At 34.4% G+C, this 12,693-nt stretch carries 12 protein-coding genes; 5 read left to right on the forward strand and 7 right to left on the reverse strand.

Going from position 1 to position 12,693, the window contains the following annotated elements; genetic code table 11:
* On the forward strand, positions 1–182 hold a 182-nt coding region (locus RBR53_00005), incomplete at its 5' end, for a hypothetical protein (protein ID MDY0131030.1).
* A gap of 172 nt (positions 183–354) precedes the next feature.
* Positions 355–1,173, forward strand: coding sequence for an arylamine N-acetyltransferase (locus RBR53_00010; GenBank protein ID MDY0131031.1), 819 nt, complete (start codon positions 355–357; stop codon positions 1,171–1,173).
* 21 nt (positions 1,174–1,194) lie between these two features.
* Here the strand turns inward: RBR53_00010 and tesB are convergent, their stop codons facing one another.
* The 5 genes from tesB to RBR53_00035 all read right to left on the reverse strand — a co-directional run bounded on the left by tesB (position 1,195) and on the right by RBR53_00035 (position 6,588).
* Positions 1,195–2,088, reverse strand: a complete 894-nt coding sequence (gene tesB / locus RBR53_00015; protein MDY0131032.1) for an acyl-CoA thioesterase II — start codon at positions 2,086–2,088, stop codon at positions 1,195–1,197.
* 148 nt (positions 2,089–2,236) lie between these two features.
* Entirely contained in the window at positions 2,237–2,830 is a 594-nt protein-coding gene (locus RBR53_00020) for a superoxide dismutase (protein ID MDY0131033.1), read from the reverse strand.
* A gap of 30 nt (positions 2,831–2,860) precedes the next feature.
* Positions 2,861–3,772, reverse strand: a complete 912-nt coding sequence (locus RBR53_00025) for a radical SAM protein (protein ID MDY0131034.1) — start codon at positions 3,770–3,772, stop codon at positions 2,861–2,863.
* Between the two features lie 506 nt (positions 3,773–4,278).
* On the reverse strand, positions 4,279–5,289 hold the full coding sequence (locus RBR53_00030; protein MDY0131035.1) for a metal-dependent hydrolase: 1,011 nt from the start codon (positions 5,287–5,289) through the stop codon (positions 4,279–4,281).
* Between the two features lie 162 nt (positions 5,290–5,451).
* Positions 5,452–6,588 carry a mechanosensitive ion channel family protein gene (locus RBR53_00035; protein ID MDY0131036.1) on the reverse strand — a complete coding sequence of 379 codons (1,137 nt, stop codon included), beginning with the start codon at positions 6,586–6,588 and terminating at the stop codon, positions 5,452–5,454.
* A gap of 303 nt (positions 6,589–6,891) precedes the next feature.
* Between RBR53_00035 and RBR53_00040 the strand changes: the two genes are divergently transcribed.
* Positions 6,892–8,298, forward strand: a complete 1,407-nt coding sequence (locus RBR53_00040) for an amidophosphoribosyltransferase (protein ID MDY0131037.1) — start codon at positions 6,892–6,894, stop codon at positions 8,296–8,298.
* Between the two features lie 65 nt (positions 8,299–8,363).
* On the opposite strand, the gene RBR53_00045 is transcribed toward RBR53_00040, so the two are convergent.
* Both RBR53_00045 and RBR53_00050 read right to left on the reverse strand, forming a co-directional pair.
* Positions 8,364–8,813 carry a hypothetical protein gene (locus RBR53_00045; protein ID MDY0131038.1) on the reverse strand — a complete coding sequence of 150 codons (450 nt, stop codon included), beginning with the start codon at positions 8,811–8,813 and terminating at the stop codon, positions 8,364–8,366.
* Positions 8,814–8,816: 3 nt separating this feature from the next.
* Positions 8,817–8,966 (reverse strand): hypothetical protein, encoded by a 150-nt coding sequence (locus RBR53_00050; GenBank protein ID MDY0131039.1) that lies wholly within the window; start codon positions 8,964–8,966, stop codon positions 8,817–8,819.
* A 210-nt stretch (positions 8,967–9,176) separates the two neighbouring features.
* Between RBR53_00050 and RBR53_00055 the strand changes: the two genes are divergently transcribed.
* Both RBR53_00055 and RBR53_00060 read left to right on the forward strand, forming a co-directional pair.
* Entirely contained in the window at positions 9,177–11,555 is a 2,379-nt protein-coding gene (locus tag RBR53_00055; protein MDY0131040.1) for a TolC family protein, read from the forward strand.
* The gene (locus RBR53_00060) at positions 11,552–12,658 is read left to right on the forward strand and encodes an efflux RND transporter periplasmic adaptor subunit (GenBank protein MDY0131041.1); all 1,107 of its coding nucleotides are present in this window, start codon (positions 11,552–11,554) and stop codon (positions 12,656–12,658) included. The genes RBR53_00055 and RBR53_00060 overlap by 4 nt, the downstream gene beginning before the upstream one ends.
* The last annotated feature ends 35 nt before the right edge of the window (positions 12,659–12,693 follow it).

Below are 12,693 nucleotides of genomic sequence, written 5' to 3' on the forward strand. Positions count from 1 at the left end.
GCTGTCCATCCCTTGTAACAGAATCAATGAAAACTTTAATTGAAGAAAAAACTTCTATTCCTGTTGTTACAATTACTTATGATGGAACAGGTGGAGTTAAAAACCAAAGCATTGTTCCCTATCTTAAATTTTCAAGGCCTAATCCTTGTTTTAGTGGAAATGAAAAAATTAAGGTGAGCTGATTTTTTAATTAATATGGTATTTAACAGCTTTATTTTTTATGATGGAGCTGTTAAATGCCTTTAGGTAGTGGCTGAAGAAAAACTGTTTTTTTGTCTATTTTGGCATTTTATTCAAATTTTAATTCAGTTGGCAAAGATTTAAAACAGTCTTGATTTTTTATGGAGAGTATCAATGCATCGAACCGAAATGGTTAACAAATATTTAAAAATCCTCAACCTTGATAATCGGGAGTTGGACTTTGATTTTCTTTGTCAGCTGGTGAGCCGTCATTTGGCAACTTTTGCTTTTAGCAGTGTAGGGTGCCTTCTTGGCCATGATCTGCCATTGGACTTTGATTCTTTGTTCAGCCGAATTTTAGTTAACCGTCGTGGTGGATATTGTTTTGAGCACAATGGTTTTTTTTATGAGATCCTTGAAGAGCTGGGTTTTTCGCCAGAACTTTATCTGGCACGGGTGATTTATGGTCAGGACACTCACCCGGGTTTAACTCACCGATTGTCAATAGTTAAGTGTCAAGGGCAATCCTATGTTTTGGATGTAGGATTTGGCCCCTATTGTCCCAGGGTACCGGTTCCCATGTCAGGGGCTGAAACAAATGACGGTCATAAAGTTTTTCGTATTCATGAAAAACGTCAGGGCGAGTATCATATTCAGGTTTTAAAGGATAATGATTTTTTTTCATTGTACAGGTTTGAGCTTGCACGCTATGGTCAATCCGATTGCGAGATAGGGCATTTTTATTCCCATCGTCATCCTGACGCGCCCTTGGTTAACCTGCTTGTTGCCTCCCGAGTTCTGGGTAATGAAACTCGATTATTAAATAATCTTGAGTATTCCGTAAGCCGGGGAAATAAAAAAGAAACCATTCAAGTTTCCAGCTCTCAGCAGCTTATCCAAATACTTACTAAAGAGCTTGATATTCAAATAACAGATGAAGAAGGTCGTCAATTGTATCAAGGGTTGTCAGCTAAGAAAACCAAACTTTTTTAAACTTTGAAAGGGGTAGGTAAACTAATCTTTTTTACTTTTGCTTCCCTTGTATCTGATTAACCCCTCCTGGGCAGTTGAGGCAACAAGAACTCCGTCTTTATTAAAAATCTGCCCTCTGTTAAATCCCCTTGAGCCTGATGCACTTGGGCTTTCCATGGAATAAAGAAGCCATTGGTCCATTTTGAATTTTCTATGAAACCAGATTGAATGATCAAGGCTTGCCACAGCCATTTCAGGCCCCCAAAAAGTTTGTCCATGGGGATATAATGAAGTGGGCAGAAATCCAAAATCAGAAGCATAGGCAAGGATGAGTTTATGAATTAGAGGATCTTTAGGAAGAATACCTGAAGCTTTAAGCCAGGCATATTTAAAAGGTTCTTTTTTTTCAGGTTTAAAAGGATCAACAGGATTTACCTGTCTTATTTCAACGGGTTTGTCCCGGATAAGTTTCTTTCTTATAGGTTCAGGTAATTTATCTTTTATTTTTCTTAGATATTCAAGATCCGAGACTAAATTTTCAGGGACTGGAAGATCAGGCATGGAAGATTGATGTTCAAATCCGTTTTCTTCTATATGAAACGAAGCTGTCATGGAAAAAATTATTTTTCCTTTTTGAATTGCTTTTACCTGTCTTGTGCTGAAGCTGCGTCCGTCTCTTAGGTTTTTAACTTTGTAAATAACAGGAAGTTCAGGGTTGCCGGGCCTGAGAAAATATCCGTGAACACTGTGGGCCTGTTTTTCTTTACCAATGGTTTTTGCGGCAGCAGATAAAGACTGCCCAAACACCTGTCCTCCGAAAATACTTCCAAAACCTAAATCCTCACTTTTGCCCCTGAAAATGTTTTCTTCAATTTTTTCAAGTTTTAAAAGCAAAATAAGTTTTTCTAAAGCACTGTTTTTTGAATCTTTATCCATATTCTTTCCTGGTTTTTATAAATATTAAAGATGACATAAGTCTTTTGAGAAAAGTTAAACAATTAGCATCTTAATTGTTTTAATTCAAAAAACAAAAAGCATTAAATAAACTCAAAGCTAATTAATAGCCTTTTTGCTGTTTTTTTAGTTAAACAAGGTTGGAGTTGGCAAACTCCCAATTAACAAGATTAGCTAAAAAGTTATCAAGGTATTCACCTCGTTTGTTTTGATAATCAAGGTAATATGCATGCTCCCATACATCTATTGTGAGTAAAGGTTTCAAGCCATGAGCTATGGGTGTATCAGCATTTGAAGTTTTCATAATCTCTAACTTATTGTTTTTGATGATCAACCATACCCAGCCGCTGCCGAATTGAGTAAGTCCGGCATTTTTCAATTGCTCAACAAAGTTATTGTATTCTCCAAAATCGGCTTTGATTTTCTCTGCAATTTCGCCTGTGGGTAATCCCCCTCCATTAGGTTTCATTGAGTGCCAGTAAAATGTGTGATTCCAAACTTGCGCCCCATTGTTGAATATTCCAACTTTGTCAGTATCATTTACTGTTTTTTTGATAATATCTTCTAATTTTTCATTGGCCAGGTCTGTTCCTTTGATTAGCTTATTCAGGTTAGTAACATAAGCGTTATGGTGTTTCCCATGATGAAAGTCCAATGTCTTTGCACTGATATGAGGTTCCAGCCTATCTTTTTCGTAAGGAAGATCTTGTAAAATAATAGTCATTTTTTTCTCCTTTTTAGGTGTTTTTTGTTTCTAACTGTTGTTAAGACGAGTCAATCCATACTTTTTTGCTTTTTGTATGGCCTGCTGATACTCTTCAGCATAAATTACGGCATTAAGTTCAGGAAATTGGCGAGCTGTGCCTGCCACCCTGTATTGATCCATGATATTTACAAAGCAGTTAACTGAAATTTCTTTAGCAAGGAATTTCAAAATAGCATCAGTTTCTTCAGCACCCCCAGGCATTAGGAGATGGCGGACTATTAGTCCTTGCTTGGCTTCTCCTTTTTTATTTATCTTGAGATCTCCCACTTGTCGATGCATTTCTTTCAGGGCCTTTTGAGCTGTTTCCGGATAATTTTTGGCATTGGCATATCGCTTGGCTGAATGGGCAGACCAGAACTTAAAATCGGGCATATAGATATCAATTATGCCGTCCAGAAGTTTCAGAGTGGATACCTTATCATATCCACTGCTATTATAAACAATTGGCACTTTAAGACCATTTTTCACTGCATGGGGAAGTGCCCCAAGGATTTGCGGTACCAGATGACCTGGCGTAACCAGATTGATATTATTGCATCCCTGCTCCTGCAAACTTACCATCAGCCTTGCAAGTTGCAGCTCATCCATGGGAAGACAGCTTGAGTTTTTAGCATGGCTGATATCATAATTTTGGCAAAAAACGCAGAGCAGACTGCAGCCACAAAAAAAGATAGTCCCCGAACCCCGCTTTCCAACCAGCACAGCCTCTTCTCCGAAATGGGCACCATAGCTGGAAACCTTTGCAACAGCTCCAGTATTGCAGAGACCAGATTCGCCAGCCAGACGATCCACATTGCAATTGCGTGGGCATAAATTACAGTTTTTCAATAATTGCTGACTCTGGCTAATCCTTTGAGCCAAAAGACCTGATTTTGCAGCTGTCAGATAAGAACTTACCATTATACCTTCCATGAGTTTTTTACTATTATACTCGGGTTTAGCTATTTTATCTGGGAACTTTTAGGTCCTAATTTTTAACAAAACTTTTTTATAAATTATGACTTGTTTAAGTTGATTTATTTTACCCTGTTTTTTTGATAATTTCCAGCTTAACTGGCTTAAATCTTTTTTGGATTTTTATGCAAAACTATTATTATTAATTGCAATTTTTTCTAGCCAGTAAGTTTTTTTTATTGGAAAACACTAATATATATCCTCAAAGGGAAGCAAGATTAAAATGTTTTTACACAAGAATCTTTAGTCTGTTTATTGATTTTCCCATGTGTATTGGCCCAAAAAACCAAGTATACTCTGACTGCCAATGAAAGCTCAAGTATTAGCCCTCCTTTAAAGCCAAAAGGATTTGTTTTAAAGTGTGGCTGGAAAAATTATCTGGAATATCCAGGTAAAAACCTGTATTGGTTTTGATTTAATTGCTGACAATGTGTTGTTATTAGTTTTTTGTATCAACCCCTAAGCCTCTCCCACAAAACCCCCAAGGCAGTTTTATAGCTTATTTCTCTATCTCTTTTATGTTTTAACCCGTTTGGATTTTTTCCCATTTTCCAGGTAAATAAATATTCCCATTCATCTGGAGAAGAGTTTTTAAAAGGTCTTAATTCCCCGAATCTTAAGTCTGAAACAGTTAAAACATCGTCTTTTAATTCTGCAACCCAAAAACCCTTTGAAAACCATTTTATGGCTTTTATATTTGGCTGATTTTCAAATGGTTTTATAAGTTCTTCATTTCTTTTTATCAGGTCAAATTTTATTTCATCTTTTGAGTTTTTTGAAATCAGGGAGAAATATCCAACAAGAATTCCTTTGTCTGTCAGTGAAAGATGTCTCCATAAAAGAGTGTTCATTGGAGTGGCAGAGGTTATAGATTTAGAAGGTTTTATATTTTTTGAGGCAAGCTGTTTTTTAAATAAATGATCTGCATAAAAATGGGAGCCAAGAGAAAATAAAAGATAGACACTGCTTATAAGAATACCTGTCAGGCTTGCCTTGAACCGAGCTTTTTCATTAATCAACAAGGCTGTAAGCATTCCTAAAAGCAGGGGAATTGTATACATTGGATCAATTATAAAAAGGTTTCCCCTGGCAAATCCGTATCTGCTTACAGGTGATAAAATCTGGGTTCCGTAAACAGTGAAATAATCAATGGCAATATGGGTAAAAAATATGAAAAAAAGTCCTGCAAAAAGTCTTTTTTCGGATAAATTATAAGTTGCTGATTTTTTAGCAAAAATTTTTGTTATTAAAAAACTTGCCAGAAAAATAAAAAAAATAGAGTGGAATTCTCCCCTGTGCCAATAAAGTTTTTGGGTCTGGTTAAGAAATGGATAAAAAATTATATCAAGATCTGGAAGTGTTCCAAGAATAGCCCCAAAAGCAAAAGATTTTCTGCCTAAACTTTTGTGCCAAAAAAGATGAGCTACTGATCCGCCTAGCACTACGTGAGTTAATGAATCCATATTATTTACTTTTCGTCTTTTTTATATTTTTTATCAGTTTTGTGTTTTTCAATGAATGATTTTTATAGAAAGGTCTTTCAATTGAAATAAAAAAATAAATCAAATTGTATCAGGTGATTTTTGTTTTGATACAATTTGATTATATAAACATTTGCAGTTAATTTAAGCTTCAAAACCGATGTCTGATTCAGATGGTTGTTCCACATAAATAGACTGGGATGGGAAAGCAAAATCAGTTCCAGATTCTGCTACTATCTTTTTTATTTCAAGAGCAAAAGCCTCTTTTATTTCCAGCCATTCTCTCCAAACTGTTGTTTTTGTAAAACAATAAATCATAAAATCAATTGAACAATCATTGAATTTGTCAATTCTTACAAATAAAGATCCTTGTGGAGGATGGACAAAGTCTTCTGAATTTAAAAGGTATTCTTCAATTTTATCTCTTACTGTTCTGAGCTGATCAATTGTGCTGTCATACCTTAAGCCTATTGTCCATGAAATTCTTCTGAATGTCATCTGGCTGAAATTTATAACTGTGTTGTCGGATAATTTTACATTGGGAACAAATACAGGTGATGCGTCAAACCTTCTTATTTTGGTAGATCTAAAGCCTATATGTTCAACTGTTCCTTCCACCTCTCCTTCAACCTTGATCCAGTCTCCTATGGAAAAACGGTTTTCAGCAAGAATAAGAATTCCTGAAATCAGGTTTTTAAATAAATCCTGAGCTCCAAGTGCAACAGCAACACCAAAAAGACCAAGACCGGCAATTATTGGGCCTATTCTTATTCCCCAGATTTCAAGGATGGTTGCACAGCCGATGAAAACAAAAGTTCCTTTTACAATTTTTTTCAGCCAGTCAATCAATGGCTTTTCAAAAATTCTTTCAAGCTTTTCAAGAACCCAGGTAAATGATTCAACAAGATTGAAAAGTACCCAGAACAAAATAAATACTATAGATGATTGAACCAGTTTTTTTGCAACTATTCCTGTTGTGCTTTCCAGGGCCAGATATTCTATGGCAACATAAAAACCAAAAATAACAGGAACATAACTTATGGGCTTTTGAAGAGCATCTACTAAGTTGTCATCTATTTTATTAGTGGTTTTTGCTGCAAAGTTTTCAACTCTTTTAAGGAAAAAGTTTACAAAAAGTTTTCTAAAAAGGACAAAGAAAACAACGATTCCTATTGCAACTAAAATAGAGCCTATATCTATTCCTAATACGCCTTCATTCCAGATTTCTTTTACTGCTTGTGCAAAGCCTTTAAAGTTTTTAAAAAAATCATAGTTTTCCATATTAAATATCCATAAAATGTTTTAGGTGTAAATTAAACAATCAACTTGGTTTTTTACTATAACCGCAGCTAAAAATGAGGTCAAGATAACTTGTTATAATAGCATAGAGGGTTTGTAATGCAAATTTAAGCTTGACGTAGTTTTAGAAAATGCAATAACTCCCCTGAGAAACCAACAGCAGCATAGATTTACTTTGTAATTATAAAAGCTTTTAGGAATTTTTATCTGACTTTAGATTTATCACAAATAAAATCGGTTCTATTTAATATAGAAATCCAGGTTGTTTTTCAAGAAGGAGAGTAAATGGGCGGTATATTCGGGTGTGCTTTAAAACATGATTGCATAATAGATCTTTTTTATGGAACTGATTATCTTTCCCATCTTGGAACAAGAAAAGGCGGGCTTGCTGTAAAAGGAGCAAAAGGATTTAGAAGGAAAATTCATTCTTTGGAAAGTTCTTACTTTAGAACCAAATTTGAGTCAGGTCTTCATGAGTTTGAAGGAAATACAGGGATTGGAGTTATAAGCGATTATGAAAATCAGCCTATAATGCTTAGCTCCAGTTTAGGGGTTTTTGCTATTGTTTCTGTATCCAGAATTAAAAATATTGATGAGCTTGCCAAAAGAGCCTACCAAAAAAACAGATCTTTTTCTGAAATAAGTTCAATAGGGATCAATCCTTCAGAAATTATTGCAATGATGATTTCTGAAAAAGGTTCATTTGAAGAGGGAATCGCCCATGCCCTAGAATCTGTTGAAGGCTCTTCAACTATTATTGTTCTTACAGATAATTGCCTTTATGCAGCAAGGGACAGGCTTGGGAGAACTCCTTTGATAATTGGGAAAAAAGATAATGGATTGGCAGTTTCTTCTGAAACCTCTGCTTTTCCAAACCTTGATTATAAAGTTGAAAAAGAACTTGGGCCAGGAGAAATTGTTAAGATAACTTCTGAAGGTTATGAGCAAGTGAAGCCTCCCGGTGATAAAATGCAGATTTGTTCGTTTTTATGGGTTTATTATGGTTATCCTGCTTCATCCTATGAAGGGATTAATGTTGAGTCTGTCCGTTATGAATGTGGAAAAGCACTTGCAAGAAGAGAAACCACTGATATTGACTGTGTATCAGGGATTCCTGACTCGGGAATAGGACATGGTCTTGGATATGCCAATGAAAAAGGAATCAGCTATATTAGATCTTTTGTTAAATACACCCCAACCTGGCCAAGAAGTTTTATTCCTCAAAATCAAAATTTAAGGGAGCTTGTTGCCAAAATGAAGCTTATCCCTGTAAAAGAGCTTATAAATGGGAAAAGACTTTTGTTTTGTGAAGATTCAGTTGTAAGGGGAACCCAGCTTAAAGGCAATGTCCAGATGCTTTATGATTATGGTGCTTTAGAAGTTCATATGAGGGTTGCCTGCCCAACTATTATTTATCCCTGTGAATTTTTAAATTTTTCCCAGTCAAGATCAACCCTTGATCTTGCAGGAAGAAAAGCAATTCAGGCAATTGAAGGAAAAGAGGATGCAAATCTTGAGCAATATTCAGTTTCAGGATCTGAAAAAAACCTTGCCATGATAGAGGTCATAAGGCAAAAACTTGGGCTTACAACCTTAAAATATCAATCTTTAGATGATTTGGTAAGCTCAATAGGTCTTCCCAAAGAAAAATTGTGCACCCATTGTTTTGATGGAACTGGTTGTTTTAGGTAAGCTTTTTTTATTAATTTAAAAAAAGATTATGGGCAGTCTTTGAGTTTTTAAATTAAACTGTTCAGCTAAAACCACCAGGTTATTTCAATTCCACCTTCTGTGGAGTTTTCATCGGTCTTTCCAAGTCGTTCATCCAGTTCGTTTTGGACGGAACTATTATACAATCCAACATTGTCATTAATGCTTTCCACCATTTCTTTAAAATATGAAACAGAAGCTTTTGCTTTGATATAAACATCTTTAAAAAGCTGATAACCAGAGGGTTTGTTTTTGGGTAAGTATTTAAATTCTCTTATCTGGCTTTTTTTTAGATTTATTTCACTGGAACAATAAAAATTAATTTTTTTTCCTTGATAGGGTGGAAGAGATTCAAGGGTTTTTTTATCAAACCCTCTTGGCTCTGTCTTTTCTATCAATACTTTTGATTTGTTTTTTTCAGAATAGGCCTCTGATTTATATGGAGCCTGAAAAAAAAGAATAAAAGCAAATAACAATAAATAAAAAGAATATTTCATTTTTCACCGTAAATCAGATAAATTAGGGCTTAAAAGTCTTAAAGCATCCTTATCTTTGCTTTTTATTTTTTCAGCCTTTACTTTAATTTCAGGCTTATACCCATAAAGAAAATCATTGAAGGTATCAGCATTGTTTTTGTGAAATAAAATCAATGTCTTCCTTTTTATCGTTGTTAAATTTGTAAAATTGTTGTTTGTTTTCATTTGTAATTTTGTCTTTAAAGAATTTGAAAGTTTGATATTTTACAACTTAAAATAATTTTATAACAGATGATTGCAAAGTCAATTAAACAGGGTTATTCTAAGAAAATTTTTGTTTATAAAATTTTTTTAATTATCCAGCCATTTTTTTGGAGATATTCAATGAGAAAAGTGTTTTTTCTTTTGTTTGTACTTGCCTTTGTATTTTACCTTCCATGTTTAGCTTACTCCAAAACAACTAAAGGTCAAATTGTTTTTGCTGTGGTTTTAGACGGAAAAGATTCAAGATTTGATTTTGATCTTAATGGAGTCAAAAAAAAGATAAAAGAAGCTGCAGGATTTAGTAGAGAGATCGTTTTTCCTGATAAATATATTATAAATTCTGAGTTTGATTTAAAAAAAACTGAAGCTTGTGCAAAAGATCTTCTTCAAAATAAAGATATTGATATAATTCTTGCTTTAGGGCCCTATGGCTCATCAGTTTTTAAAAAAATTTCAAATTTACAAAAACCTGTAATTGCAGTTTATTTTATAGGACCGGAAAATTTTTCTCCTGATTTTAAAGGAAATTTGCCACAAAAACCCAATCTTTATTATATAAAACCATATCCTTTTGTTTTTTCAGCCGCAGAAACTTTTCATGAGCTAGTGGAATTTTCAAAAATAGAAGTGATTTTAGATCCTTGGGTTTTTGATTTGTCCGGGAAGAAAAATAAAATTTTGTCCTCAGATTTAAGCTATACTCTTTCATTGCTTAAGGCTGAAAACAGTCCTCTTGAAACCATTGAAAAAATTGATGAAAAAACTGACTCAGTGCTTATTGCCCCTCTTTTTTCATATTCCCTGGAAGAGTTTGAAGTTCTTGTAAAAGAGCTTAATAAAAGAAAAATTTACACTTTTTCCCTTAGTGGAAATGAAGAGGTGAAAAAAGGCTGCCTTTCAGGAATACAAAACAATTTTTTTGATGATTCAATAAAAAGAAAGATTGGTATTCTGGCTGAAAAAATAATTTCAGGGAAAAATATAGAAAATTCTTCCAAAGTTTTTTTAAAAAAACCAGAGCTTGAAATCAATATGGATACAGCAGACATTCTTGGGGTTTCTCCAAACTTCAATATTTTCCTTGAGGCGTTTTTGTATTATGGAGATTCAAAAGAAGGAAAAGAGCTGATAAACCTTGTGGATATAATTGATTTTTCCATTGAAAATAATTCCCTTATGCGTGCTTTTAAACAGGATACAATAAAGGCCAACTTAGATAAAAAAATAGCAAAAAGTTATATTTTACCCCAGGCTGGAGTAATGGCTGAAGGAATTGTAAGGGATGAAGATTCAGCATATTCAAGTTTAGGACAATATCCTGAAAATGAAATAAACCTTAAATTTTATATAAGACAAACTCTTTTTGATGATGAGGTTTTTACAAGTCTTGATCAGTCAAAAAAACTTTTTCTTGCCGCAATGGAAAAAGAAAAGGCAAAAAAGCTTGAAACTGCAGCAAAAACAGCTTCTGGATATTTCAAATATTTAAGTGCGGTAAAGCTTAAAGAAATAAGAAGAAATGATCTTGAACTTTCCAAAACAAATCTTTTAAAGGCTCAGACAAACTATGAAATCGGTACAAAAGGGCCAGGGGATGTTTTTAGATGGGAAAGCATGACTGCTGATGCAAAAAAAGAACTTTTAAGGGCTGTAAAAGCAGAAAATCAGGCACTTATCAAACTTGAAAAAATCACAGGAAGAAAGTTTGATAAAAAAAGTTTGTTTGTTTTTCCCAGGCTTGACTCCAAAATTTTCTGGGTTGATGAAAAAACATTTGAAAAACTATCAAAAAACAGGGCTTCTATTGAGCAAACTAAGAAAATTCTTGGTAAATTCGCCATTGAAAACTCACCTGAATTAAGTGCCTACACAAAACTTGTTCAAGCTCAAGAAGCAAACTATAAATATTTGAAAAGAAAACATTTTGTTCCAAAGGTTTATTTAAAGGGAGAATATCTTCAAAGGGTTGGCAGATCAGGAGCAGGTTCAGATGGGGTTTCCTTTGATCTTCCTCCTCCAATGCCTGCTTTTGTTATTGATGAGCCTAAAGATAATTCCTGGCAAATAGGGTTGGAAGCTGTTCTTCCTATTTTTACAGGGTTAAGAGATAAAAACCTGGCATTAAAATCCGATGAAGAATTAACAAGACTTCAAGTAATAAGAAAAGATATTTTGGAAAACATTGAAGAAGATATAAGTCTTCTTGTTGAGGAGGCAGCCTCTTCATATCTTGGGATTTACTTTGCCAAAGAATCTAAAAATTCTGCTACAAAAAATTTGAAGCTTGTATCAGATGCCTATGAGCTTGGGCTTGCAGATTCTGTTGATTTAATTGATGCTCAACATTCATATACAGGAGCAGATGTAATGCTTTCAGCTTCCCTCTACGATTTTATGGAAAAAATTTATCTTATTCAGGCAAGGCTTGGATTTGAAGATTTTTCAGATATCCCCGACAAAAAAGAAAAACTCATTGAGCTTATCAGGAGAAAGCCATGAAAAAAAATATTTTAATTTTTGCCTTGGTATGTTTTTTTTCAGTGTTTTATTCATGCGGTGAAAAAAAAGAAGCTGAAAACAAAGATGAAACAAAAAGATTAAGACCTGTAAGAGCGGTAAAAGCAGAAATCCCTCAAAACGGAAAAGTAAAGATATTTTCCGGGGTAATTAGTTCTTCTCTTAGCTCAAAGCTAAGTTTCAAGGTCCCTGGCACAATTTGTAAAATCAATGTGGATAAAGGGGACAATGTTAAAAAAGGAGAAGTTATTGCAAGCCTTGATTCCATAGATTATGAGCTAAAGGTTCAGGAAGTTTTAGGATCCCTTGCAAGAGCAAAAGCCCAATGGAAAAATGCAGAAGCAGTCTATTCAAGAGTGACATCTCTTTATGAAAGAGGAAATGCATCCATTAGTGAAGTTGATCAGACAAGAGCTGCTTTTGATTCTGCCCGGGCAGTTGTTGAATCTGTTGAAAAGCAGGTCGAACTTGTAAAAAGAAATCTTGAATATACTAAGCTTTTTGCACCTATGGATTGCAATATTGCTTCAGTTCACTCAGAAGAAAATGAAAATATCCAGCCGGGTCAGCCCATTGCAGTAGTAAATTGCGGAAATTCAATGGAAGTAAACATTCAGGTCCCATCGTCTTTTTTAAGCGAGGTCAAAAAAGGAAAGCCTGCTTTGGTAAAAATTGATCCGTTTAAAGACAAAAAATTTAAGGGAATAATCAAGGAAGTCGGCACTTCACCCAATGCTTTAAATACTTCCTATCCTGTTACAATTTCCCTTGGAAAAAATTTGGAAGGAATAAGGCCTGGGATGTCTGCAATTGTGGAAATAGAACCAAAGTCTTTGGAATCAAACTCCTATCCTGTTTTACCTCCTGTATGCGTGGGAGAGGATTCAAGAGGAAATTTTGTCTGGAAACTGGATTTTGAAAACAAAACAATAGGGATAATTCAAAAGGTATATGTTGAACTTGGTGATTTTTCCGGCTCAAAAATAATAGTCACTAAAGGAATTGAACCCGGTGAATTTTTTGTTTCAGCAGGAGTAAGTCAGGTACGCCAGGGTTTAAAGGTAAGGGTTGAAACTCAAAATTGAAATTTCCAGTAAATCGGCAATTTGTTTTTTTAATT

Source organism: Desulforegulaceae bacterium (assembly GCA_034006035.1).
Classification (GTDB): domain Bacteria; phylum Desulfobacterota; class Desulfobacteria; order Desulfobacterales; family JACKCP01; genus JACKCP01.

Coding starts and splice junctions, on each gene's coding strand:
- RBR53_00020 (MDY0131033.1), bottom strand. CDS start 2,830: ATGACTATTATTTTACAAGATCTTCCTTACGAAAAAGATAGGCTGGAA.
- RBR53_00035 (MDY0131036.1), bottom strand. CDS start 6,588: ATGGAAAACTATGATTTTTTTAAAAACTTTAAAGGCTTTGCACAAGCA.
- RBR53_00040 (MDY0131037.1), top strand. CDS start 6,892: ATGGGCGGTATATTCGGGTGTGCTTTAAAACATGATTGCATAATAGAT.
- RBR53_00045 (MDY0131038.1), bottom strand. CDS start 8,813: ATGAAATATTCTTTTTATTTATTGTTATTTGCTTTTATTCTTTTTTTT.
- RBR53_00060 (MDY0131041.1), top strand. CDS start 11,552: ATGAAAAAAAATATTTTAATTTTTGCCTTGGTATGTTTTTTTTCAGTG.
- RBR53_00010 (MDY0131031.1), top strand. CDS start 355: ATGCATCGAACCGAAATGGTTAACAAATATTTAAAAATCCTCAACCTT.
- RBR53_00030 (MDY0131035.1), bottom strand. CDS start 5,289: ATGGATTCATTAACTCACGTAGTGCTAGGCGGATCAGTAGCTCATCTT.
- RBR53_00055 (MDY0131040.1), top strand. CDS start 9,177: ATGAGAAAAGTGTTTTTTCTTTTGTTTGTACTTGCCTTTGTATTTTAC.
- tesB (MDY0131032.1), bottom strand. CDS start 2,088: ATGGATAAAGATTCAAAAAACAGTGCTTTAGAAAAACTTATTTTGCTT.
- RBR53_00025 (MDY0131034.1), bottom strand. CDS start 3,772: ATGGTAAGTTCTTATCTGACAGCTGCAAAATCAGGTCTTTTGGCTCAA.